Origin of the sequence: Streptomyces sp. NPDC127177 (assembly GCF_042672475.1) — a bacterium.
Taxonomy (GTDB): domain Bacteria; phylum Actinomycetota; class Actinomycetes; order Streptomycetales; family Streptomycetaceae; genus Streptomyces.
Genome location: NZ_JBHXUW010000123.1, coordinates 1 through 4,463 on the forward strand (window position 1 = coordinate 1; position 4,463 = coordinate 4,463).

The 4,463-nt window shown below is 69.9% G+C and carries 1 protein-coding gene; it reads right to left on the bottom strand.

What is annotated here, in order from left to right:
- Window positions 1-4,463: beta-ketoacyl synthase N-terminal-like domain-containing protein (locus tag ACFVJX_RS35915; protein WP_385746747.1), on the bottom strand; the 4,463-nt coding region annotated here is incomplete at both ends.

Consider the following 4,463-nt stretch of genomic DNA (forward strand, 5'->3'; position numbering starts at 1 on the left):
AACAGCAACCGCCGCACACCACGACCCACCACCAGATGCCGGGCCAACACCGCACCCAGACCACCCGTACCACCCGTGATCAGAACCGCACCGTCAGCGTCCTGAGCGGGACTGCCTGCGTTCTCGCTCTCCTGGACGGATATGCGGACCAGGCGTCCGGCCCGGGGGACGTCGTCGCGGATGACCAACTGCGGTTCGTCGGAGCCGAGGGCCCCGCGCAGGGCGGACGGTGACAGGGCACCGTCACCGAGATCCAGCAGTCCGAAGCGGCCCGGATGCTCCGAGTGCGCGGTGCGCACCAGGCCCCATACGGCGGAGGCTGCCAGGTCGGCGACGGTGCCACCGTCGACGGCCACGGCTTCGCGGGTCACGAAGACCAGCCGCGACCCCATGAACCGTTCGTCGGCCGTCCACTCCTGCACCAGGGCCAGGGCCTGCGCGGTCAGGGCGTGTACCGATTCCACGACACCACCCCCGAAAGCCCCCTCGATGCCCACGAGTACGGTGCCCGGCACCGGGGAGTCCCCCGCCGCCAGCGTCGCGAGGTCGGGGTGTGCGGCGAAGGACGTGCCGGATTCCTCCAGCAGTCCGGTGATCCCGTGGATATCCGTGCCGAGCACCGCGATCGGTTCGAGATCGGTCCCGTCGGCCGCGACGGGCGCCGGCGTCCACTCGACTCCGAACAGCGCGTCCCTGTCCGGTCGGCCGGACCCGTTCAGTTGTTCCTGCGACACCGCTCGTACGAGAAGTGAGTCGACGGACGCCACGGGCTGTCCCATGGTGTCGGCGACGGCCACGCTCATCGCGTCCTTGCCGGACGGAGCCAGCCGCACCCGCAGTTCCGAAGCGCCCGTAGCGTGCAGCGAGACGCCCTCCCATGAGAACGGCAGTCCGCCGCCGCCCTGCTCCCCCTCGTCCGCGAGGAGCGAGGCGTGCAGCGCGGAGTCCAGCAGCGCCGGGTGCAGCCCGAATCCGGCCGCCTCACCCCGTGCGCCTTCCGGCAGGCTCACCTCGGCGAAGATCTCGCCCTCCCGACGCCACGCGGCACGCAAGCCCTGGAACACCGGGCCGTAGCCGAAGCCCAGCTCCGCGAACTGCTCGTAGCACCCTTCGACTTCCAGTGCGACGGCACCTGCGGGCGGCCATTCCACGGCGTCGAACCCGTCAGCAGGAAGCACACCGCCTCCGACCGCCAGTACGCCCGTGGCGTGCTGTGTCCAGGGCTGCTCTTCGGGGCCGTCCGACCGGTCGGGCCTGGAGTGCACCGTGATCGTGCGTCGCTCGGCATCGTCCGCCACGCCGACCCACACCTGCACCTGGACCGCGTCGCCCTCCGGCAGCACCAGCGGCGCCGCAAGGGTGAGCTCCTCGACCCGGTCGCAGCCGACCTCGTCACCGGCGCGGAACGCCAGCTCCAGGAGAGCGGTTCCGGGCAGCAGGACCTGGCCCATGACGGCGTGATCGGCCAGCCACGGGTGCGACTGGACCGACAGACGGCCGGTGAACAACGCCCCTTCGGCCTCGGCGAGTTCGACCGAGGCACCCAGGAGGGGGTGCCCGGCGGTGCCCAGACCTGCCGCCCGCACATCACCGGACGCCCCGGTGCGCGTTCCTGCCGGCCAGTACCACTCGCGCTGGAACGCATACGTCGGCAGCGCAACCTGTAGAGCCCCCGACCCGGCGAAGAGCCGCGACCAGTCCACCGCGATTCCGTGCGCATGCAGCTCGGCGAGCGCGGTCACGGCCGACAGTTCCTCGGGCCGGCTCCTGCGGAGCACGGGGACGGTCACCGCCCCCTCGGGTGCCGATTCGAGCGCCATGGACGACAGAACACCGTCGGGACCGAGTTCCAGGAACGTCGTCACACCGTGCTCGGCCAACGTCCTCACACCGTCGGCGAAACGAACGGCCTCGCGGACATGACGCACCCAGTACTCCGCCGAGCGCAGCTCATCCGCCGACGCCAGGGAACCCGTCAGGTTCGACACCACCGGAACCCGCGGCTCCGAGAACGCCAGCCCCTCGGCCACCGCACGGAACTCATCCAGCATCGGGTCCATCAGGGGCGAATGGAACGCGTGCGACACCCGCAACCGGGTCGTCCTGCGCCCCAGCTCCGCCACCCGGGCGGCGACCGCCAGGACAGCGTCCTCGTCACCCGACACGACCACCGAGGCCGGAGCGTTGAGCGCGGCGATCGACACGCCGTCCGACAGCAACGGAAGAACCTCTTCCTCCGTCGCCTCCAACGCCATCATCGAGCCGCCCACCGGCAACGCCTGCATCAACGACGCGCGTGCCGCCACCAGGGCGCAGGCATCCTCCAGCGAGAACACACCCGCCACATGGGCGGCGGCGATCTCACCGATCGAATGACCCGCCACGAAGTCGGGCTTCACGCCCCACGACTCGACCAGCCGGAACAACGCCACCTCGACCGCGAACAGCGCCGGCTGAGCCGACCCCGTCTCGTTCAACAGATCGGCGTCATCACCCCACATCACCTCGCGGAGCGAACGTCCCGTCCCTCCGTCCAGGCAGTCGAGGACAGCGTCCAACGCATCCGCGAACACCGGGAAGCGTGCGTACAACTCACGCCCCATACCCAACCGCTGCGAACCCTGACCCGAGAACAGGAACGCGCGCTTTCCACTCGCCACCACACCCGAGACCGCTGCCGGGTCCTGGGTTCCGGACGCCAGGCCTGCGAGGGCGCGTATCGCGTTTCCTGACTCGTCAGCCAGGACCACCGCACGGTGGTCGAACACCGATCGGCCCTTCACGAGCGAGTGCCCGATGTCCACCGGCCTTAGTTCGGGGGCCGATTCGAGGCGGGAGAGCAGTCGGGCGGCCTGGCCGCGCAGCGCCTCCGGGGTCTTACCGGAGAGCACCCACGGCACCACGGCGGGAGGTGTCTCGACCACCGTGCCGCGGATGACCGTGGCCGGCTGCTCCAGGATCACGTGCGCGTTCGTGCCGCTGATCCCGAAGGACGACACACCCGCACGCCGCACCCGGTCCGTCTCCGGCCAAGCCGTGGAGTCCGCGATAAGTTCCACAGCCCCCTCCGACCAGTCCACGTGCGAGGACGGCTCCGTCACGTGCAGGGTCTGCGGCAGCACACCGTGCCGCATCGCCATGATCATCTTGATCACACCGGCAACGCCTGCGGCGGCCTGCGTGTGACCGATGTTGGACTTCACCGAGCCCAGGAGCAACGGACGCTCCGGGTCCCGGTCACGCCCGTACGTGGCGAGCAGCGCCTGCGCCTCGATCGGGTCGCCGAGCGTCGTGCCCGTGCCGTGCGCCTCGACGACGTCCACGTCCTCGGCCCCGAGCCCACCGCTGGCGAGCGCCTGGCGGATGACCCGCTGCTGCGACGGACCGTTGGGCGCCGTCAGACCGTTGGACGCACCATCCTGATTGACCGCCGAACCCCGCACCACCGCAAGGATCTCGTGACCGTTGCGCAACGCGTCGGACTGCCGCTCGAGCACCAGCATCCCGACACCCTCCGACCAGCCCACACCATCGGCCGACTCGGAGAACGCCTTGCACCGGCCATCGGGGGAGAGTCCGCGCTGACGCGAGAAGTCGACGAACACGTTCGGTGTCGACATCACCGTGACACCACCGGCCAACGCCAGTGAGCACTCACCACTGCGCAACGCCTGCATCGCCCAGTGCATCGCCACCAGCGACGAAGAGCACGCCGTGTCCACCGTCACCGCCGGGCCCTCAAGACCCATGGCGTACGAGACCCGGCCCGAGGCGACACTGCCCGCGCTGCCCTGCCCCTGGAAGCCCTCGAACTCGGGCCCCTGCAGGACGGCGCTGTAGTCGTTGTACATCACACCGGCGAAGACACCGGTCGCCGAGCCCTTGAGCGACACCGGGTCGATCCCGGCCGTCTCGATCGCCTCCCAGGACGCCTCCAGCAACAGCCGCTGCTGCGAGTCCGTCGCAAGGGCCTCACGCGGCGACATCCCGAAGAACGCGGGGTCGAAGGCGCCCGCATCGTGCAGGAACCCGCCGTGTCGCGTGTACGAGGTGCCCTTGTGGTCGGGGTCCGGGTCGAACAACCCGTCGACGTCCCAGCCACGATTGGTCGGGAAGGCCGAGATCACATCGCCGCCCTCGGTGACCAGCTTCCAGAGGTCCTCGGGCGAGGCGACCCCGCCCGGATAGCGGCAGCTCATCCCCACGACCACGATCGGATCGTCGGCACTCCCCTGAACAGGCCGACCCACGACTGCTACTTCAGCCGAGGCATCCGCACCCAGCAGCTCCTCCAGGAGGTGGTCGACCAGCGTTTCGACTGTCGGGTAGTCGAAGACCATCGTGGCCGGCAACCGCAGTCCGGTCGCGGTGTTGAGGCGGTTGCGGAGTTCGACGGCGGTGAGGGAGTCGAAGCCCAGATCGCGGAAGGCACGGCCGGGATTGACCGCGTTGCCATCGGCATG